The sequence below is a fragment of the Shinella sp. BE166 genome, from assembly GCF_051201095.1.
Classification (GTDB): domain Bacteria; phylum Pseudomonadota; class Alphaproteobacteria; order Rhizobiales; family Rhizobiaceae; genus Shinella; species Shinella lacus.
In genome coordinates this window covers 86,357-106,506 of record NZ_JBPEHL010000011.1, presented here as the reverse complement: position 1 = coordinate 106,506, position 20,150 = coordinate 86,357, and the positions used below count along the sequence as shown (strand labels likewise).

The 20,150-nt window shown below is 64.8% G+C and carries 14 protein-coding genes; 7 read left to right on the top strand and 7 right to left on the bottom strand.

Annotated features, from left to right (window positions below):
• Positions 1-63 precede the first annotated feature (63 nt).
• Positions 64-1,074 (top strand): LacI family DNA-binding transcriptional regulator, encoded by a 1,011-nt coding sequence (locus J2Y63_RS23860; RefSeq protein ID WP_435268221.1) that lies wholly within the window; start codon positions 64-66, stop codon positions 1,072-1,074.
• 63 nt (positions 1,075-1,137) lie between these two features.
• Here J2Y63_RS23860 and J2Y63_RS23855 read toward each other — a convergent pair whose 3' ends face one another.
• The gene (locus tag J2Y63_RS23855) at positions 1,138-2,466 is read right to left on the bottom strand and encodes a dicarboxylate/amino acid:cation symporter (RefSeq protein ID WP_435268114.1); all 1,329 of its coding nucleotides are present in this window, start codon (positions 2,464-2,466) and stop codon (positions 1,138-1,140) included.
• Between the two features lie 223 nt (positions 2,467-2,689).
• Here J2Y63_RS23855 and J2Y63_RS23850 point away from each other — a divergent pair, with 223 nt between their 5' ends.
• From J2Y63_RS23850 to J2Y63_RS23840, 3 genes are all read left to right on the top strand, one after another.
• On the top strand, positions 2,690-4,528 hold the full coding sequence (locus J2Y63_RS23850) for a sensor histidine kinase (RefSeq protein ID WP_435268113.1): 1,839 nt from the start codon (positions 2,690-2,692) through the stop codon (positions 4,526-4,528).
• The gene (locus J2Y63_RS23845) at positions 4,525-5,874 is read left to right on the top strand and encodes a sigma-54-dependent transcriptional regulator (protein ID WP_435268112.1); all 1,350 of its coding nucleotides are present in this window, start codon (positions 4,525-4,527) and stop codon (positions 5,872-5,874) included. Before J2Y63_RS23850 ends, J2Y63_RS23845 begins: the two co-directional genes overlap by 4 nt.
• Before the next feature lie 127 nt (positions 5,875-6,001).
• A complete protein-coding gene (locus tag J2Y63_RS23840) occupies positions 6,002-7,306 on the top strand; it encodes a tetratricopeptide repeat protein (RefSeq protein WP_435268111.1) in 1,305 nt (434 codons plus the stop codon).
• Between the two features lie 3 nt (positions 7,307-7,309).
• On the opposite strand, the gene urtE is transcribed toward J2Y63_RS23840, so the two are convergent.
• The 5 genes from urtE to urtA all read right to left on the bottom strand — a co-directional run bounded on the left by urtE (position 7,310) and on the right by urtA (position 13,174).
• Positions 7,310-8,005: an urea ABC transporter ATP-binding subunit UrtE gene (gene urtE, locus J2Y63_RS23835; protein WP_435268110.1), complete on the bottom strand. Its 696-nt coding sequence runs from the start codon at positions 8,003-8,005 to the stop codon at positions 7,310-7,312.
• Positions 8,006-8,234: 229 nt separating this feature from the next.
• A complete protein-coding gene (urtD, locus tag J2Y63_RS23830; RefSeq protein ID WP_435268109.1) occupies positions 8,235-8,999 on the bottom strand; it encodes an urea ABC transporter ATP-binding protein UrtD in 765 nt (254 codons plus the stop codon).
• A 5-nt stretch (positions 9,000-9,004) separates the two neighbouring features.
• A complete protein-coding gene (urtC, locus tag J2Y63_RS23825; RefSeq protein ID WP_435268108.1) occupies positions 9,005-10,168 on the bottom strand; it encodes an urea ABC transporter permease subunit UrtC in 1,164 nt (387 codons plus the stop codon).
• Positions 10,165-11,796: an urea ABC transporter permease subunit UrtB gene (gene urtB, locus J2Y63_RS23820; RefSeq protein ID WP_435268107.1), complete on the bottom strand. Its 1,632-nt coding sequence runs from the start codon at positions 11,794-11,796 to the stop codon at positions 10,165-10,167. The genes urtC and urtB overlap by 4 nt, the downstream gene beginning before the upstream one ends.
• 85 nt (positions 11,797-11,881) lie before the next feature.
• Positions 11,882-13,174, bottom strand: a complete 1,293-nt coding sequence (gene urtA, locus J2Y63_RS23815; RefSeq protein ID WP_023512565.1) for an urea ABC transporter substrate-binding protein — start codon at positions 13,172-13,174, stop codon at positions 11,882-11,884.
• Positions 13,175-13,543: 369 nt separating this feature from the next.
• Between urtA and J2Y63_RS23810 the strand changes: the two genes are divergently transcribed.
• Together J2Y63_RS23810 and J2Y63_RS23805 are read left to right on the top strand one after the other, a co-directional pair.
• A complete protein-coding gene (locus tag J2Y63_RS23810; RefSeq protein ID WP_435268106.1) occupies positions 13,544-16,912 on the top strand; it encodes a hybrid sensor histidine kinase/response regulator in 3,369 nt (1,122 codons plus the stop codon).
• Entirely contained in the window at positions 16,905-17,816 is a 912-nt protein-coding gene (locus J2Y63_RS23805) for a response regulator (RefSeq protein WP_435268105.1), read from the top strand. Before J2Y63_RS23810 ends, J2Y63_RS23805 begins: the two co-directional genes overlap by 8 nt.
• A gap of 6 nt (positions 17,817-17,822) precedes the next feature.
• On the opposite strand, the gene J2Y63_RS23800 is transcribed toward J2Y63_RS23805, so the two are convergent.
• Positions 17,823-18,920, bottom strand: a complete 1,098-nt coding sequence (locus tag J2Y63_RS23800; protein ID WP_256120391.1) for a LacI family DNA-binding transcriptional regulator — start codon at positions 18,918-18,920, stop codon at positions 17,823-17,825.
• Between the two features lie 175 nt (positions 18,921-19,095).
• On the opposite strand from J2Y63_RS23800, the gene J2Y63_RS23795 reads away from it, so the two are divergent.
• On the top strand, positions 19,096-20,076 hold the full coding sequence (locus J2Y63_RS23795; protein ID WP_435268104.1) for an ABC transporter substrate-binding protein: 981 nt from the start codon (positions 19,096-19,098) through the stop codon (positions 20,074-20,076).
• The last annotated feature ends 74 nt before the right edge of the window (positions 20,077-20,150 follow it).

The window sequence follows — 20,150 nt, the reverse complement described above, 5'->3', positions numbered from 1 at the left end:
GCTTTAAGAAGGCGAGAGCAGAACCCGCAAGGAGCGCCAGGCTTGGCCAAGTCGATCAGGACAATGGAGGATTTTTCCGAGTTCGTCGGCCTGTCCCGGCCCACGGTGTCGAAATACTTCAACGACCCCTCCTCCGTGCGCAAGCGCACGCGCGACGCGATCGAGGAGGCGCTGAAGAAATCCGGCTTCCGGCCGAACATTTTTGCCGTCAACCTCAACCGCCGCCGCTCCAACATCCTCGGCGTGGTCATCCCCAACTCCACCGATCCCTTCTACATGGCGCTGACGCGGCGCATCGAGCTCATCGCCAACGAGGCCGGCTTCCTCGCCTTCGTGCTCTCCTCGGATGGGCGCAAGGAGATGGAGGACAATGCGATCAAGACCTTCAAGTCGATGAACGTGGCGGGCGCCATCATCGCGCCGCTCGGTGTGGGCGCGCGCCAGACCACACTGGAGCAGCTCGGCCAGTCCATCCCGCTGGTTTATGTCGATTCGCCGATCGACGAGACCTCCGCCTTCGTCGGCACGGACAACCGCCAGAGTTTCGGGCTGATCGTCGATTATCTCTGCCGCTCCGGTGAGCCGCCCTGCTATTTCGGCATGCCCAACGTCAACACCAATGCCGCGACCCGGCTCAGCGCCTATCGCGAGGCGATGGCGCGGCTGAATGTCGAGCCACATATCCTGCCCGTCGCCAACGCCACGACCTGGGATTTCGAGCGCTTCGCCTTCGAGGAGGCAAGCCGCCTTTTTGAAAAGCCCGACGCGCTCGCCTCGCGCACCATCCTCTGCGCCAACGACCGCCTCGCCTTCGGCGTCATCGCGGCCGCCTGGCAGCGCGGGCTGAAGGTCGGCCACGGCGCCGACTACGACCTGCGCGTCGCCGGCCATGACGACCATCCCCTGTCGCAATATGCCTGCCCGCCCATCACCACGGTGGCGCAGAACTACAACGAGATCGGCCGCCTGGCGATCGAGCTCCTCCTGCGCAAGCTCAGCGACACCGAAGACCCCGCATCGGCCAAGGACCAGATCCTCCTGAAATCGGACCTGATGCTGCGCCGCTCGGCGTGACCTTCCCCAAAAAAAAGACAACCCCGCTTTCGCGGGGTTGCAAGTGTCTCCAAAGGCTGAGGATCACTCGGCCGGTTGCAGCGCCGGCGTGTCGGCGATGGGCTCGCGGCCGCCGCTGAGTGCGGCGTTGAGCTTCTCGACGTCGAGTTCGTTTTCCCAGCGGGCGACGACGATGGTGGCGACCGCATTGCCGATGAAGTTGGTGAGCGCGCGGCATTCCGACATGAAGCGGTCGATGCCGAGGATCAGCGCCATGCCGGCGACCGGCACGGAGGGCACGACCGAGAGCGTGGCCGCCAGCGTGATGAAGCCTGCACCCGTGATGCCCGCGGCACCCTTGGAGCTCAGCATGGCGACGAGCAGCAGCAGCACCTGGTCGCCGAACGACAGGTTGATATCGACGGCCTGGGCGATGAAGAGCGCGGCGAGCGTCATGTAGATATTGGTGCCGTCGAGGTTGAACGAATAACCCGTCGGGATGACGAGGCCGACGACCGAGCGCTTGCAGCCGGCGCGTTCCATCTTCTGCATCAGGCCCGGAAGGGCGGCCTCGGACGAGGACGTGCCGAGCACGAGCAGCAGCTCTTCCTTGATGTAGCGGATGAGCGCCAGGATCGAGAAGCCGTTGTACTTGGCGACCGCGCCCAGCACCACGAAGACGAAGACGAAGGCGGTGAAGTAGAAGGTGGCGATCAGGAAGGCTAGGTTGGCGACCGAGCCGATGCCATATTTGCCGATGGTGAACGCCATAGCGCCGAAGGCGCCGATGGGGGCGGCTTTCATGAGGATGGCGACCAGACGGAAGATCGGGTTCGTCAGCGCCTGGAGGAAATCGACGACCGGCTTGCCCTGTTCGCCGACCATGCCGAGCGCGATGCCGAACAGCACGGAGAAGAACAGCACCTGCAGGATATCGCCTTCGGCGAAGGCGCCGACGATGGTCTGCGGGATGATGTTCATCAGGAAGCCGGTGATGGTCGATTCATGCGCCTTGGAGGCATAGGTCGCCACCGCATTGGCATCGAGCGAGGCGGGATCGATATGCATGCCCGCTCCCGGCTGGATGACATTGGCGACGATCATGCCGACGATCAAGGCTAGCGTCGAGAAGGTGAGGAAGTAGAGCATCGCCTTGCCGGCGACGCGGCCCACCTTCTTCAGGTCCGACATGCCGGCGATGCCGGTCGCAACGGTCAGGAAGATCACCGGGGCGATGATCATCTTGACGAGCTTGATGAAGGCATCGCCGAGCGGCTTCAGGCTGGCGCCGAAATCGGGATAATAGTGGCCGACCAGCATGCCGGCGACGATGGCGACGATGACCTGGACATAGAGGTGGCGGTAGAACGGGATTTTGGCACGCGGTTGCGCGTCTGCAGACGGGATATGCATGACTTCCTCCTTTTACACCCCAACCGGAAAACCGGCTCTTCCCAGGGTGACTTGCTGAAACTGGCACAAGCTTAGCAAGGGGCGTGCCAGTTCGCATTTTGGACGGTAAGTGTCTGTAGTAGCGTGATTTTATTTTAGAGGGGTAGGAGCCGCGATCCGTGTCTGTGCGGATATCCGCACGAAAATCCTTGAGTGTCGTGCGGTTTCATGCTCAAAATCCCCGATGGACGCGCCCGCGCAAACCAGCACGCAGAAGACCCTCTCCCGCGCGACGCGGCGGCAATGGGTGGCGTTTGCCCTCGTGCTGCTGCTGGTGTCGATCGCGGCGCTTTATGCCGCCGGGGTCTATGGCCGCTCGGCTGCCCTCTCGACGCTGGAGGCGCAGGGCCGCACCGATGCGAACCTCAAGGTGGCGCTGCTGCGCGCGGTGCTGGAGCGCCCGCGGGCGCTGCCCTTCCTGCTGTCACGCGACCGGGACGTCACGGAGGCGCTGGCGGGAGCCGACCCGGCGAAGCGCAGCTTCCTCGACCGCAAGCTTGAAGACCTCGTCGCCGGCACCAGCGCCGCGGTGATCTATGTGATCGACCCCAAGGGCGTGGCGATATCCGCGAGCAACTGGCGCGAGCCGACGAGTTTCGTCGGCAACGACTATTCCTTCCGTGCCTATTTTTCCCGCGCGATGGCGGAAGGAACGGCCGAGCATTTTGCGCTGGGCTCGGTCAGCAAGCGGCCCGGCCTCTACATCTCGCACCGCATCGGCCCGGCCGAGACGCCGCTTGGCGTCGTCGTCGTCAAGATGGAGTTCGACCAGCTCGAACGGGACTGGCACGAGACGCAGCGCCCCTCCTATGTCGTCGATGCCGACCATGTGGTGCTGATCACCAGCATCCCCTCCTGGCGCTTCATGACCACCGAGCGGCTACCGGCGGAAAGCCTCGCGGCCATTCGCGAAAGCCTGCAATTCGGCGAGGCGCCGCTGGCGCCGCTGCCCTTCGAGGAGACGGCGGACAGCCGCGTCATCCGGGCCGTGCAGCCGGGCGGGGGCGCGGAGGCCTATCTGCGCATCACCACGCCGGTCGCCACCACGCCCTGGCAGTTCGAATATCTGGTGCCCGTCGCCGATGCCGTCGCGACCAGCATGCGCGAGGCGCGGCTTCTGGCCGTGCTGGCGCTTGGCGCGATCACGCTTGCCGCCGCCATATGGCTGCGCCGGCGCCAGATGGCGCTCGCCACCATCGCCCGCGACCAGGCGGTGCGCGAGGAGCTGGAACGCCGCGTGATCGAGCGCACCCGCGACTTGAGCCTCGCCCGCGACCACCTGCAAGCCGAAATCGCCGATCACCGCGAGACCGAGACGAAGCTGCAGGCTGTGCAGCAGGATCTCGTGCAGGCGAACCGCCTCGCTATTCTCGGCCAGGTGGCGGCGGGCGTGGCGCATGAAATCAACCAGCCGCTCGCCACCATCCGCGCCTATGCCGACAATTCCAAGGTCTTCCTGGCGCGCGCCAAGCCGGAGCCGGTGTTGGAAAATCTCGGTCTCATCGCCGACCTCACCGACCGCATCGCGACGATCACCGAAGACCTCAAGGCGCTCGCCCGCAAGGGCCGCTCCGGTGAGGAGCCGGTGGCGCTGCGCGATGTCGTCGACGGCGCGATCATGCTGCTGCGCAGCCGCTTTACCGGCCGGCTGGAACGCCTGATCATCGCGCCGCTGCCGGATGGGCTGAGCGTGATGGGCAACCGGCTGCGGCTGGAGCAGGTGTTCATCAACCTCTTCCAGAACGCGCTGGAGGCCGTGGAAGACCAGGCAGACGGCCGCGTCGATGTGTCGGTCGTCCCGAATGGCGAGGTGGTCATCGCGGTGGCCGACAACGGCCCCGGCCTGTCGCCCGCCATCCTCGGCTCGCTGTTCGAGCCCTTCAACACGTCGAAGGAAAAGGGCCTCGGCCTTGGCCTCGTCATCGCCAAGGACATCGTTTCCGATTATGGCGGTCGGCTGGAGGTGGAGACGGGCGAGCGCGGCGCCTGCTTCAAGGTCCATCTCAGAAAGGCGCCGGCATGACGACGCCCGTGCTCCTCATCGACGACGATCGGCAGCTCCTGCGCGCCACCGCCCAGACGTTGGAACTGGCGGGTTTCGATGTCTCGCCGCTCGGTGCTGCCAGTGAGGCGCTCGGCATGCTCGACCGGGATTTTGCCGGCGTGGTCGTCTCGGATATCCGCATGCCGGGCATGGACGGGCTCCAGCTTTTCGAGCGCATCCAGGCCCTCGACGCCGAAATCCCGGTGATCCTCGTCACCGGCCACGGCGATATTCCGACCGCCGTCAAGGCGATCCAGGATGGCGTCTACGACTTCATCGCCAAGCCCTTCCCGGCAGAGCGGCTGATCCAGTGCGTGCGCCGCGCCGCGGAAAAGCGCGGCCTCGTTCTCGAAAACCGCCGCCTGCGCGAGGCCGCCCGGCAGGCGGAGGACGATTTTCCGCTGATCGGCCAGACGCCGGTGATGGACCGCCTGCGCCAGACGCTGCGCCAGATCGCCGATACCGATGTCGATGTGCTGGTGACCGGCGAGACCGGCAGCGGCAAGGAGGTGGTCGCCCGCCTGCTGCACGGCTGGAGCCGCAGGGCGAAGGGCCATTTCGTGGCGCTCAACTGCGGCGCCCTGCCCGAACAGGTGATCGAGAGCGAGCTTTTCGGCCACGAGCCCGGCGCCTTCACCGGCGCGCAGAAGAAGCGTATCGGCCGCATCGAACATTCGAGCGGCGGCACGCTGTTCCTCGACGAACTGGAAAGCATGCCGCTCTCCACGCAGATCCAGATGCTGCGCGTGCTGGAGCTGCGCGAGGTGACGCCGCTCGGCACCAACGAGGTGCGGCCGGTCGACATCCGCATCGTCGCCGCCGCGAAGGTGGACCTTGCCGATCCCGCCCAGCGCAAGACCTTTCGCGAGGACCTCTATTATCGCCTGAACGTGGTGTCGCTCGCCATTCCGCCGCTGCGCGAGCGGCGCGAGGACATTCCGCTGCTCTTCAGCTATTTCGCCGAGCGCGCCGCCCGGCGCTTCCAGCGCGCCGCGCCCGGGCTTTCGGCCGAAATCCTGCGCCATCTGCGCGAGCACGACTGGCCGGGCAATGTGCGCGAGCTTTCCCATTTCGCCGAGCGCGCCGTGCTGGGCCTGATGCCTTCGGCCGCCACGCCCGTCCCGTCCGTTGCCGATGCCGGCGGCACGCTGCCCGAACGGCTGGAACGGCTGGAGGCGGAGATCATCCGCGACACGCTTTCGGCCCATGGCGGCGACGTGCAGGAGACGATCGCGGCCCTCGGCATCCCGCGCAAAACCTTCTACGACAAGCTCCAGCGCCACGGCATCGTGCGGCGGGAATTTTCCGCCAAGGGCGAGTCCTGAGCACAATCATCAGCAACAGTTGCACCTTCGCCACGGCGGAGCCGCTCGGAATGTCCTAACATCCGGCCGGATCATTCGGGGGGCCTGGCGGACGATCCGTGAAACTTGCCGTAAACGGAGGATCGGCATGAAAGCTGCAATTGGCGCAATCGCGCTCTGGCTGGCGCTTTCGCCAGCCGCCGAGGCCCAGCAAAGTGGCGGCAATGCCGCTGCCGGCCAGACGATCGCCGACTTCGACCGGGCGATCCGGCTCGATCCGAAGAATGCCATCCCCTATAACGAACGCGGCAAGCTCCATTTGCAGGCGGGCCAATTCGACAAGGCGATCGCCGATTTCACGGCCGTCATCGACCTCGTGCCCGACAACGCGACCGCCCGCCACAACCGCGGCATGGCCTATCTGTTGGCCGGCGACCTGGCAAAGGCGGTGCCGGATTTCGACGCGGCCCTGACGCTTGATCCGACCCGCGCCGACACCTACCAGAACCGCGGCGTCGCCCATGTGCGGCTTGGCGATGTCGACAAGGGCATTGCCGATTTCGACGAGGCGATCCTGCGTCGGCCGACCGCCAATTCCTACAATTCGCGCGGCTCGGCCCATGCGATGAAGGGCGATTTTCCGCGCGCCATGGCCGACTACGACCAGGCGCTGGTGCTGGAACCGCACCGCGCCGAGACCCTGCAAAGCCGCGGTTCCACCCGGCTGGAGATGGGAGAGGTGGACGCGGGCATCGCCGATCTCGACGAAGCCATCCGGATCGACGGCCGGAACCCCGGCTATTACGACATGCGCGGCGTCGCCTATCTGCGGAAGCGGGATTACGCGGCGGCCATCGCGGATTTCAACCGGGCGCTCGACCTCGACCCCGCCCGCGTCGTCTCGCTGCGCAATCTCGGCGTGGCGCAATCGGAAAGCGGCGAGGGGCGGCTTGCCATCGCCAGTTTCGACAAGGCCCTGGCGCTCGATGCGAAGGATGACGGGGCGCTGTCGGCCCGCGGCTTCACGCTCTACCGGCTCGGCGAATTCGACAAGGCCTATGCGGACCTCAACGCCGCGTTGGCGCTCAATCCCAGGAATGCCGACACCTACAACAACCGCGCGGAAGTCTACCGGCGCGACGGCAAGCTCAAGGAGGCGATGGCGGACCTCGACCAGGCGCTGGCGCTGAACCCGCGGCAAAGAAACGCCCGGCACAATCGCGGCATCGTGCTGGTGGAAACCGGACGCTACGACGAGGCTATCGCCGATTTCGACACGGCCATCAAGCTGAAGTTCGACGACGAGGAAACCTATTACGGCCGCGCCACCGCTTACCACAAGAAGGGCGAGACGGCGAAGGCGCTGGCAGACCTGGAATACGCCCTGCGGCTCAACCCGAACTTCCTGAAGGCGCGCGACCTGCGCAACGAGATCAAGAGCGCGGTGAAGTAACCCTCATACCGTTAGGTGCCGGCGGGCTTCCGGCGTGTCGAGCGTCTCGGCGGCGCCCTCATGCACGATCTCGCCGCGATCCATGATGTAGACGTGGTCGGCAAGCTCGCGGCAGAAATCGAGGTACTGCTCGACGAGCAGGATGGCCATGCCGGTGGAATCGCGCAGATATTTGATCGCCCGGCCGATATCCTTGATGATCGACGGCTGGATGCCCTCGGTCGGCTCGTCGAGCACGAGGATTTTGGGCCGCGTCACCAGCGCCCGGCCGATGGCGAGCTGCTGCTGCTGGCCGCCGGAGAGATCCCCGCCGCGCCGGCCGAGCATGGATTGCAGCACCGGGAAGAGGCTGAAGATCTCGTTCGGGATGAAACGTTCCGACCGCTTCACGGGGGCGTAGCCGGATTCGAGGTTTTCCTTCACGGTGAGCAGCGGGAAGATTTCTCGCCCCTGCGGCACATAGCCGATGCCGTGCTTGGCCCGGTTGTAGGGCGCCATGCCGTCGAGCTTTACATCGTTGAACGTGACGGTGCCGGCGGAGAGCGGGTGCTGGCCGGTGATGGCGCGCAAGAGGCTGGACTTGCCGACGCCGTTGCGGCCGAGCACGCAGGTGATCTTGCCCATTTCGGCGGTGAGCGAGATGCCGCGAAGGGCTTGGGCGGCGCCGTAGTGAAGGTTGGCTTTTTCGACGGTCAGCATGCTTGGGCTCCTGTGGTGGTGGAGGCCGTATCACCCCCCTCTGCCCTGCCGGGCATCTCCCCCACAAGGGGGGAGATTGGATGGGGCGAGGCCTCGCCCTTTACGAACGTCGCGTGGGAGCAAAGCGTCTGCCACTTGCCGATCTCCCCCCTTGTGGGGGAGATGCCCGGCAGGGCAGAGGGGGGTATCACAGCCGCAAATTCCAACGACAAGAACACCGAATACACCCTCACCTCCCCAGATAGTTTTCGATGACCTTCTGGTCGGCGCTGACGAAATCGATCGAGCCTTCCGCCAGCACGGAGCCTTCCGCAAGGCAGGTCACCTTCACGCCGAGATCGCGGATGAAGCCCATGTCGTGCTCGACGACGACGACCGAACGCGTCTTGGCGATCTCCTTGAGCAGGATCGCCGTCTCCGCCGTTTCGGCATCCGTCATGCCGGCGACGGGTTCGTCGACCAGCAGCAGTTCCGGCTCCTGCGCCAAAAGCATGCCGATCTCCAGCCATTGTTTCTGGCCGTGGCTGAGGTTCGCCGCAAAGTCGTCCTTGCGGTTCATCAGGCGCACGGTCGAGAGGATTTCCTCGATGCGCGCCTTGTCCTCGGCGGTCAGGCGATAGAACAGCGTGGAGAAGACGCCGCGGTTGCGGTTCAGCGCCAGTTCCAGATTGTCCCAGACGGTGTGGCTTTCGAACACCGTCGGCTTCTGGAATTTTCGGCCGATGCCGAGCTGGGCGATTTCGGCCTCGTCCTTCTGGGTGAGGTCGATCGTGCCCTTGAAGAAGACCTCGCCGGAATCCGGCCGCGTCTTGCCGGTGATGATGTCCATCATCGTCGTCTTGCCGGCGCCGTTCGGGCCGATGATGGCGCGAAGCTCGCCGGGCTCGATGACGAAGGAGAGCGAGTTCAGCGCCTTGAAGCCATCGAAGGAGACGGAGACGCCGTCGAGATAGAGGATGCTGGTGGGTTTTGCGTTGCTTGCGAGCGTGTTCATGCCATCTACTCCGCCGCTTGGGGTTCTGCCGCCGCAAAGGCGCGCGCCTCTTCGACGGCCTTTGCCTTGCGATAGTCCCTGCGTCGCTCGAAAAATTGCCGCGCGGTGCCGACGATGCCCTTGGGCAGGAACAGCGTGACGAGCACGAACAGCCCGCCAAGCGCGAAGAGCCAGAATTCCGGGAAGGCGGCGGTGAAGATGCTTTTCCCCCCGTTGACGAGGATGGCGCCGACGATCGGGCCGATCAGCGTGCCGCGCCCGCCGACCGCCGTCCAGATGACGACCTCGATGGAATTGGCCGGATCGAACTCGCCCGGATTGATGATGCCGACCTGCGGCACGTAGAGCGCGCCGGCGACGCCCGCCATCATGGCCGAGACCACGAAGGCGAAGAGCTTCATGTGCTCCACGCGGTAGCCGAGAAAGCGCGTGCGGCTTTCCGCATCGCGCACGCCGACGAGGATCTTTCCGTATTTCGAGCGCACGATGCCCGACGTGATGATGAGCGAGAGGGCGAGCGCGATGGCCGAGGCCGCGAAGAGCGCCGAGCGCGTGCCGTTCGACTGGATGTTGAAACCCAGAATGTCCTTGAAATCGGTGAGGCCGTTATTGCCGCCGAAGCCCATGTCGTTGCGGAAGAAGGCGAGCAGCAGGGCGAAGGTCATCGCCTGGGTGATGATCGAGAGGTAGACGCCATTGACGCGCGAGCGGAAGGCGAACCAGCCGAAGACGAAGGCGAGCAGGCCGGGCACGAGGATCGCCATCAGCGCGGCGAACCAGAACATGTCGAAGCCTTGCCAGAACCAGGGCAGTTCCTTCCAGTTGAGGAAGACCATGAAATCCGGCAGCAGCGGATTGCCGTAGGAGCCGCGCGCGCCGATCTGGCGCATCAGGTACATGCCCATGGCATAACCGCCGAGCGCGAAGAAGGCAGCGTGTCCCAGCGAAAGGATGCCGCAGAAGCCCCAGACGAGATCGAGCGCCAGCGCCAGCAGCGCATAGGTGAGGTATTTGCCGAACAGCGAGACGATGTAGGTCGGCACATGCAGCGGGTGCTCGGGCGCCGTCAGCAGGTTGAGCGCCGGGATGACGGCGGCAAGCGCCAGCAGGATCGCGACCGTGATGACGATGTTGCGCCCGAGGGCTTTTGCGAGAAACGAGGTGATCATGCTTCCACCGCCCTGCCTTTGAGTGCGAAGAGCCCGCGCGGCCGCTTCTGGATGAAGAGGATGATGAGCACGAGCACGAGGATTTTACCCAGCACCGCGCCGGCATAGGGTTCCAGGAACTTGTTGAGGATGCCGAGCGTGAAGGCGCCGACCAGCGTGCCCCAGAGATTGCCGACGCCGCCGAAGACCACGACCATGAAGCTGTCGATGATGTAGCCCTGGCCAAGATTGGGCGAGACGTTGTCGATCTGGCTCAGCGCCACGCCGGCAATGCCCGCGATGCCGGAGCCGAGCGCAAAGGTCAGCGCATCGACCCAGGGCGTGCGGATGCCCATGGAGGAGGCCATGCGGCGGTTCTGCGTGACAGCGCGCATCTGCAGGCCCATCGGCGTCTTCTTCAATAGGAACAGCAGGAAGGCGAAGACGGCGAGCGAGAAGACGATGATCCACATGCGGTTCCAGGTGACCGTGAGGCCGCCGAGTTCGAAGGCGCCTGACATCCACGAGGGGTTGGCGACCTCCTGGTTGGTCGGGCCGAAGATGGAGCGCACGGCCTGTTGCAGGATGAGCGAGACACCCCAGGTGGCGAGCAGCGTTTCGAGTGGCCGGCCGTAGAGGAAGCGGATGATGCCGCGCTCCATGACGAGCCCGACGGCGCCGGTGACGAGGAAGGCGAGCGGCAGCGCAATCGCCAGCGACCATTCGAACAGGCCCGGCCAGGCGGCGCGGATATAGGCCTGCACCACGAAGGTGGTGTAGGCGCCGAGCATGACCATCTCGCCATGCGCCATGTTGATGATGCCCATCACGCCGAAGGTGATGGCAAGGCCGATCGCGGCGAGCAGCAGCACGGAGCCGAGCGACAGGCCGTACCAGATGTTTTGCGCGCCGGCCCAGAGCTCAAGCTGGTCCTCGATCTCTCGGATGCCGGCCTCGATATCGGGGCGCAGACTTTCATCGGCGGATGTGAGCGCGCCGGAGAGCAGCGACAGCGAGTCGCGCCCGCCGGTCTGAACCACGGTCGCGACGGCCGCCTTCTTCTCCTCCACCGGGCGATCGGACACCAGGATGGCGGCGGCGCGGGCCTTTTCGAGCACGGCCTTGACCGCGCCGTCGGTTTCCGCGGCAAGGGCGGCGTCCAGCCCTTCGAGCGCATCGGCGGATGGCGTGCGCAGGATGGTGCTCGCGGCCTGAAGGCGCACGGACGTGTCAGGGCTCATCAGCGTCAGGCCGCCGAGCGCGGCGCGGATCACCCGGCGCAGCCCGTTGTTGACCTTGACCTTTTCGAGCGCGGCCTTGGCTTCCTCGCCGGCCGCATCGCCCGTCAGGGCATCGACGAGCGCGAAATTGGCGCCGGCCGGCTTGACGATGAAGACGGTGCCGTCGGCCTTGCGTTGATAGAGATCGCCCTCGGCGAGCGCCTCAAGGGCGGGCACGATCTTCGGATCGCCGGTCTTCGCCAGCGCTTCGACCTGTTTCTGGTTTTCCTGGAAATTGCCGCCGCCCAGCGCATTGACCATGCTGCGCAGGTCGTCTGCCGCGCGAAGGTCGGTGGCGAGCAGCGTCACCATCACGCAGACGGCGATGAGCAGGCATTGCAGGAAACGATGGATGAGCCGCGTGTGCATCTCATGGCCTCGAAGCACTGGTCGTCAGGAAAGGGAAACATCCCGGCGCGTGGAACGCCGGGACGCGATGCGGTTGCTGTGAGGATCAGGAGCCCTTGCCGCCGCACTTGCCGGTGGCGACGTTGAAGTTGCCGCATTCCATGGGCTTGCGCCAATCGGCGATCAGGTCCTTGGAGTCGGGCAGGAAGTCCGACCATTCGTCGCCGACGACGAGGCCGGAAGTCTGCCACACGGTCTCGAACTGGCCGTCGGCCTGGATTTCGCCGATCAGCACGGGCTTGGTGATGTGGTGGTTCGGCATCATGGTGGAGAAGCCGCCCGAGAGGTTCGGCACGGAGACGCCGATCATCGCGTCGAGCACGGCGTCCGTATCGGTCGTGCCGGCCTTTTCGACAGCCTTCAGCCACATGGCAAAGCCGATATAATGGGCTTCCATCGGGTCGTTGGTGACGCGCTTGTCGTTCTTGGTGAAGGCCTTCCACGTCTTGATGAACTCGGCATTCGCCGGGTTGTCGACGGACTGGAAGTAGTTCCAGGCGGCCAGATGGCCGACGAGCGGCGCGGTATCGAGGCCGGCGAGCTCTTCCTCACCCACCGAGAAGGCGACGACCGGAATGTCTTCCGCCTTGACGCCCTGGTTGCCTAGTTCCTTGTAGAAGGGAACGTTGGCATCGCCGTTGATGGTGGAGACGACGGCCGTCTTCTTGCCGGCCGAGCCGAACTTCTTGATGTCGGAGACGATCGTCTGCCAGTCCGAATGGCCGAAGGGCGTGTAGTTGACCATGATGTCCTCGGGCTTCACACCCTTGGAGATCAGGTAGGCTTCGAGGATCTTGTTGGTCGTGCGCGGATAGACATAGTCCGTGCCGGCCAGAACCCAGCGCTCGACGCCTTCGTTCTCGGCGAGGTAATCGACGGCCGGGATCGCCTGCTGGTTCGGTGCGGCACCCGTGTAGAAGACGTTGCGCTGGCTTTCTTCACCCTCATACTGGACGGGGTAGAAGAGGATGGAATTCAGCTCTTCGAAGACCGGCAGGACCGACTTGCGCGACACCGAGGTCCAGCAGCCGAACACGGCCGAGACCTTGTTGACCGAGACGAGCTCACGCGCCTTCTCGGCGAAGAGCGGCCAGTCGGAAGCCGGATCGACCACGACGGCTTCGAGCTTCTTGCCTAGCAGGCCGCCTTTCTTGTTCTGCTCCTCGATGAGCATCAGCATGGCGTCCTTGAGCGTCGTCTCAGAGATCGCCATGGTGCCGGAAAGCGAATGCAGGATGCCGACCTTGATCGTGTCGTCGGCCGCGAAGGCGCCGTGGAAGGCGGTTGTCGAAAGAATTGCAGCAAGCAATGCGCCGGTGGCGCGCGCCTTGATGGACATTGTCGGAACCCCTCTCGTTCTTTTTGACCGCAACGGGGGCGGAAGCTGTTTAACCGTTGCTTAAGAAACTATCCGCCGGGGATGCTGCGCTGCACATACGTCATTCTACGTAGTTGCCGGGGGGAAGCGGGAAGTTTTGCGGCGCTGCACCAATTTCAGGGGCGCTGTATCTGTGTTACGAAGGGCCTTGTGTGTTGAGGCCACTGCCCTCTCCTCCGTCATCCTCGGGCTTGACCCGAGGATCTACGGCACCCTGCGGCTTGGATCCTCGGGTCAAGCCCGAGGATGACGTGGAGGGTGGGGGTAGGTCATGCTTCAACGCCCGCAAAAAACGGCCGGGTAAACGGGCCATGGGAACAGCAGGAAAAGATGGCCGCACGCCAGCGCATCATACCGATCCGCCGCGAGTATAACCGTTGGGTCGCCAACCAGACGCTGGAAGACTATGCGCTGCGTTTCACCGCCAAGAGCGCACGCCGCTTTTCATCGGACCGCATCTCGCAGACCGCCATCGGCGCCATCTCCTTCCTCGCGCTGGAAGCGATCGGCGGCGCGATCACCATGTCCTACGGCACGACCAACGCCATCGTCGCCATCGTGGTGGCGAGCCTGATGATCCTGCTCGTCGGCCTGCCGATCAGCCGCTATGCCATCCGCCATGGCGTCGATATCGACCTTCTCACGCGCGGCGCGAGCTTCGGCTATATCGGCTCGACGCTGACCTCGCTGATCTATGCGAGCTTCACCTTCATCCTCTTCGCCATCGAGGCCTCCATCATGTCCGGCGCGCTGGAGCTGGCGCTCGGCATCCCGCTCTGGATCGGCTACATCATCTCCTCGGTGGTGGTGATCCCGCTGGTGACGCATGGCGTGCAGCTCATCTCGCGCTTCCAGCTCGTCACCCAGCCGTTCTGGATCGTGCTCAACATCCTGCCCTTCGTCTTCATCGCCTTTGCGGACTGGGAGAAGGTCGGCCTGTGGCTCGCCTATTCCGGCCTGCACCACGCCTCCGGCCCGCCCGGCACCTATGCGCCGTTCAACCTGGTGGAATTCGGCGCGGCCTCGGCCGTCATCTTCGCGCTGATGGCGCAGATCGGCGAGCAGGTCGACTTCCTGCGCTTCCTGCCGCCGGATGGGCAAAAGAAGCTGCACCACCGCATCGCCGTGTTCCTTGCCGGTTCCGGCTGGGTGATCGTGGGCGCGCCGAAGCTGATTGCCGGCTCCTTTCTCGTCGTGCTGGCGCTTTCGGCGGGCGTGCCCTCGACGCGGGCGGCCGATCCCGCGCAGATGTACTACACCGCCTTCGGCTACATGCTGCCATGGGACGCGGCGGCCCTGCTGCTGATGGTCGCCTTCGTGGTGGTCTCGCAGCTCAAGATCAACGTGATGAATGCCTATGCGGGCTCGCTCGCCTGGTCGAACTTCTTCTCGCGCCTGACGCACAGCCATCCCGGCCGCGTCGTCTGGCTGATCTTCAACGTGGCGATCGCGCTGCTGTTGATGGAACTCGGCATCTACAAGCTCCTGGAGGAAACGCTCGGCGTCTTCTCCATCGTCGCCATGGCCTGGCTCTGCACCATCTCGGCGGACCTCTTCGTCAACAAGCCGCTCGGCCTGTCGCCGCCGGGTATCGAGTTCAAGCGCGCCCATCTCTACGATATCAACCCGGTCGGGCTTGGCGCCATGGCGCTGTCGGCGATCATCGCCCTCATGGCGCATTTCGGCACATTCGGCGAAATCCCTGCCTCGCTCGCCCCCTATATCGCCGCCGTCGTCGCCTTTATCGCCTCGCCGGCGATCGCCTGGGCGACGGGCGGCAAATATTACCTCGCGCGCAAGCCGAGGAAGAGCTGGGCGCAGCAGCACACCATCACCTGCTCGATCTGCGAACACCCGTTCGAGCCGGAGGACATGGCCTGGTGTCCCGCCTATGCGGCGCCGATCTGCTCGCTGTGCTGTTCGCTCGACAGCCGCTGCCACGACCTGTGCAAGCCGAAGGCGCGGTTCAATGCGCAGGTGGCGGGCGTGGCGAAATCCATCCTGCCCGAGGCGGTGACGGCGGCGCTCGGCACGCGGCTTGGCCGCTACGGCATCGCCGCCGCGCTGTCGATCACCGGCATGGGCATCATCCTCGCGATGATCGCCCACCAGGTCGGCACCGGCTCGCCGGAAACGGCCACCGTGGTGGAGCGCACCATCGCCATCGTCTTCTTCGTCTTCGCCGTGGTGGCGGGCGTCGTCTCGTGGTTCTACGTGCTGGCGCATGACAGCCGCGTGGTCGCCGAGGAAGAATCGTCGCGCCAGACGACGCTGCTGCTCAAGGAAATCGCCGCGCATAAAAAGACGGACGCGGCGCTCCAGCAGGCGAAGGAAACGGCGGAAGCCGCCAACCGCGCCAAGAGCCGCTATGTCGTGGGTTTGAGCCATGAACTGCGCACGCCGCTCAATGCGGTGCTTGGCTATGCGCAGGTGCTGGAGCGCGACGAGAGCATTCCGCCACAGCGGCAAGGCGCGATCCGCGTCATCAAGCGCAGTGCCGATCACCTGTCCGGGCTCATCGACGGCTTGCTCGACATTTCCAAGATCGAGGCGGGCAAGCTGCAGGTCTATTCGAACGAGATCAACATCGACGATTTCCTCGACCAGATTTTGGAGATGTTCCGCCCGCAGGCGCAGGCCAAGGGCGTCGCCTTCACCCATGCCCGCCCGAAAAACCTGCCGTCCTATGTGCGCACCGATGAAAAGCGCCTGCGCCAGATCCTCGTCAACCTCATCTCCAACGCGCTGAAATTCACCGATAGCGGCGAAATCCGCCTCGACGTCGCCTATCGCAACCAGGTCGCAACCTTCACGGTCGCCGATAGCGGCCGCGGCATCCTGGAAAAGGACCTGCCGCGCATCTTCGAGCCGTTCCAGCGCGGCGATACCGAACACGGCATGCCGGGCCTCGGCCTCGGCCTTACCATCACGCGGCTGTTGACGCAGACGCTCGGCGGCGAAATCTCGGTAAAGAGCGAGCGCGACAAGGGCACCGAATTCAAGGTGCGCCTGATGCTCTCTGCGGTCGACCGCCCGACGGCGCCGAAGGTGCTGCACATCAAGGGGTATGGCGGCCCACGGCGCACCATCCTCGTCGTCGACGACAATGCCGACCATCGCAACCTGATGGAAGAGGTGCTGCGGCCGCTCGATTTCACCGTGCTGACGGCGCGAAGCGGCGCGGATGCGCTGGCGCTCCTCGAAAGCCTGAAGCCGGACCTCTTCCTCATCGACATTTCCATGCCCGGCATAAGCGGCTGGGCGCTGGTGGAGCGGCTGCGCGCGCTCGGCCAGCCCGGCCCGATCATCATGCTGTCGGCCAATATCGGCGACGGCTCGGCCTCCGCCCATACCGGCCATAACGACACGCTGGCAAAACCCTTCGACCTGCGCCAGCTCACCGATAAGCTCGCCTTGCATATGGGTCTCTCCTGGACCTATCACGGCGAGGCGAAGGCGGCGGAGCCGGCCGAGGCCAGCATCGTCGTTCCCGAACAAGGCCATGTGCAGGAATTGATCCGGCTCGGCGAGATCGGCTATGTCAGGGGCATCGAGGCGAAGCTCGCCGAAATCGCCCGCGTGGCCGAACACCAGCCCTTCACCGAGGCGGTGCGCGCCTATGTGCAGGTGTTCGATCTGGCCGGCTACGATGCCTTCCTGAAGACCATGGACCGACAAGAGGACGCTGCCCGTGACTGAGACGGCCACCCCGCGCGATATCGTCCTCATCGTCGACGATTCCCCCGAAGCGCTCGGCTTCCTGACCGAGGCGCTCGAACAATCCGGCTTTTCCGTGCTGATCGCCACGTCCGGTGCTTCGGCGCTCAACATCGTCGACCGCATCACGCCCGATATCATCCTGCTCGACGCGGTCATGCCCGGCATGGACGGGTTCGACACCTGCCTGCGCCTGAAGGCCAACCCGGCGGCAAGCCCCGTGCCGGTGGTCTTCATGACCGGGCTCACCGAGACCGAACATGTGGTGCGGGCGCTGGAGGCCGGCGGCGTCGACTACCTGACTAAGCCGATCAACATCGACGAACTGCGCGCCCGCATCCGCGTGCACCTCACCAATGCGCGCTCGGCGCAAAGCGCGCGCGTGGCGCTGGATGCGGCGGGGCGCCACCTGCTGGCGGTGAGCGGCGAGGGAAAGATCCGCTGGTCGACGCCGCAGGCGACCCGCCTCGTCAATGCCGCGACCGGCAGCGACGACGGGCTCGACGCCGTCTCCACGCATATCCGCAGCTGGATGAAGACGCGCAGCACCGCGCGCGAAAACACCTTCGCGATCCAGCAGGCGGGCCAGGCGAGCCTGCAGCTTTCCTTCCTCGGCGCGATCGGCGCGGACGAATATCTCTTCCGCCTGACCGCGGAAAACCGCCTGTCGGACGAGGAGATTCTGCGCCAGCATTTTGCGCTGACGCAGCGCGAATCCGAGGTGCTGCTGTGGATCGCCAAGGGCAAGTCGAACCGCGATATCGGCGAGATCCTCGGCCTCAGCGCCCGCACGGTCACCAAGCATCTCGAACAGATCTATGTGAAGCTCGGCGTCGAGAACCGCGCCTCGGCCGCCGTGAAGGCCGCCCATATCCTGCACGAGTGAGAAGGTTCAGCGCTTTTTCGCGCCGGCGAGCTGCGCCGTCGTCTCGCGCACGACGAGCGGCCCGTCGACCTTGATGGTCATCGGCCGCATATGCTTGCCGTGGATCGCCATGTCGATGAGCAGTTCGGCCGCCTTCTGGCCCATCTCGTAGTTCGGCAGCACCAGCGTCGAGAGCGGCGGATGGGTGTAGCGCGCCAGTTCCTGGTCGTCATAGCCCATGACGGAGAGGTCCTGCGGCACGCGCAGACCCTTTTCCTGCGCCGCCTCCATCATGCCGATCGCCATCAGGTCGTTGCCGCAGAAGATCGCGGTCGGCGGATTGTCCATGGACAGCAGGTCGAGGCCGGCCTCGTAGCCGCGTAGCGGCAGCCAGTCGCCATCGCGCACCAGGCTCTCGTCGAAGGCGATGTCGGCGGTGGCGAGCGCCTGCTTGTAGCCTTTCAGCCGGTCCATCGCCGCGTCCATCCAGGGTTCGCCGTTGATGAAGCCGATGCGCTTGTGGCCGAGCGCGGTGAGATGCGCCGTCGCCGCAAAACCGCCCGCCACCTCGCCCGGAACGATCGCGACGTGCTGGCGCGGTTCGCAATAGCAGTTGAGCAGCACGGTCGGGATGGTCTTCAGCTCAGGCGGCACGCTGACCTTGCGGGTGAAGATCGTCGCGTAGATGACGCCGGCAATCGACGGGTCGCGCAATACCGAGCGCAGCACCGCCCGCTCCAGATCCGGGTTCGACCGCGTGGCATGGGCCGAGACCAGCAGCCCCTGCTCGAAGGCATGGTCGCGGATGCCGTCGAGGCTGACGACGGGATGCGGGCTCGTCGAGATCTCGTCGACAATGAAGGCGATCGTATCCTTCTCGACGGCGGGGGCGGTCGCCACCGGGCTGCGCGTCGCCGGTAATTTATAACCGATTTTATGAGCAGCCTCGCGCACCTTCTGCTGCGTTTCCGGCGAAATGCGCGAGCCGGACATCTCGTTCAGCACCAGGGAAACGCTCGACTGCGACACGCCGGCAATGCGCGCTATGTCCGTCATGGTCGGCCGGCCCCCATCCTGCCTGCCACCGCCCTCCTTGCCCGAATTGCGCCCGTTGCCCCTGGCCATGCGTCGTTCCTCACCCCTCGGTGTGCATTGCGCTGCACACGGATTTTTTGCAAGTGCTCATAATTTTGGCTCTTGACTGCTAATATTATTAGCGCAAGATTTAGACATGTGAAGCACAAAATGCTCACGTCCGGTAGAGGAGCACCGGCCAAGTTACCCGGGAGGAGACCCACTGATGACCATGATTTCCCGTCGCACCTTCATGCTTGCGGCAACGGCCGTCGGCGCGCTTGCCGTGGCAGGCGTCGCCATTGCCGAAGTGCCGAAGCTGGCGCAGAAAGACACCTACAAGGTCGGCTTCGCGCAGACCGAATCCAACAATCCCTGGCGCATCGCGCAGACCAACAGCATGAAGGCGGAGGCCGAAAAGCTCGGCTTCCAGCTCGTCTATACGGATGCCGCCGGCTCCGCCGCCAAGCAGGTGGCCGACGTCAACTCGATGATCGCCCAGGGCGTCGACGTCATCTTCCTCGCACCGCGCGAAGAAAAGCCGCTCATCCCAGCCGTCATGGCCGCCAAGAAGGCCGGCATTCCGGTGATCCTGCTCGACCGCTCGGTCGATCCGTCGCTCGCCAAGGCCGGCGAGGATTACCTGACCTTCATCGGCTCGAACTTCGTCGAGGAAGGCAAGCGCGTCGCCGAATGGCTGGTGAAGAACGCCAACGGCAAGACGAAGATCATCGAACTCGAAGGCACGACCGGCTCTTCGCCGGCCAACGACCGCAAGAAGGGCTTCGACGAGGCCATCCAGGCGGCCGGCGGCTTCGAGATCGTCGCCTCGCAGACCGGCGATTTCGCCCGCGACAAGGGCCGCCAGGTGGCGGAATCCCTGCTTCAGGCGCATCCGGATGCCGATATCATCTACGCCCACAATGACGAGATGGCGATGGGCGCGATCGCAGCACTCGAAGCCGCCGGCAAGGTGCCGGGCAAGGACGTGCTGGTTCTGTCGATCGACGGCGGCAAGGAAGCGGTGCAGGCCGTGGTTGACGGCAAGATCGCGGCCGTCGTGGAGTGCAACCCGCGCTTCGGGCCGAAGGCTTTCGAGACCATGATGCGCTATGCCAAGGGCGAGGCGATCGACCCGATCCTCGTCAACGAAGACAAGTTCTACGACGCCTCGAACGCGGCCGCGGAACTCGCCAACGCCTACTGATACCATCTCCCAAGCACTTTGCGGCCGGGGCGGCAAAACCGTCTCGGCCGTTTTTTGAACGGGCCTGACCTGCG